Genomic DNA, 368 nt, shown 5'->3' on the forward strand with positions numbered 1-368 from the left:
GAAGTTGAAATCGTTGGTATCAAAGATACTGCGAAATCTACCTGTACCGGCGTTGAAATGTTCCGCAAACTGCTGGACGAAGGCCGTGCTGGTGAGAACGTAGGTGTTCTGCTGCGTGGTATCAAACGTGAAGAAATCGAACGTGGTCAGGTACTGGCTAAGCCAGGCTCAATCAAGCCACACACCAAGTTCGAATCTGAAGTGTACATCCTGTCCAAAGACGAAGGCGGCCGTCATACTCCGTTCTTCAAAGGCTACCGTCCACAGTTCTACTTCCGTACAACTGACGTGACCGGTACCATCGAACTGCCAGAAGGCGTAGAGATGGTAATGCCAGGCGACAACATCAAAATGGTTGTTACCCTGAT

The 368-nt window shown here is 49.7% G+C and carries 1 protein-coding gene; it reads left to right on the forward strand.

Going from position 1 to position 368, the window contains the following annotated elements; translation table 11 throughout:
- A partial coding sequence (locus tag WFK85_RS23470; protein WP_336709972.1) for an EF-Tu/IF-2/RF-3 family GTPase occupies nt 1-368 on the forward strand: 368 nt, incomplete at both ends.

The organism is Cedecea sp. VD22 (assembly GCF_037150195.1).
In the GTDB taxonomy this organism is placed as follows: domain Bacteria; phylum Pseudomonadota; class Gammaproteobacteria; order Enterobacterales; family Enterobacteriaceae; genus Cedecea.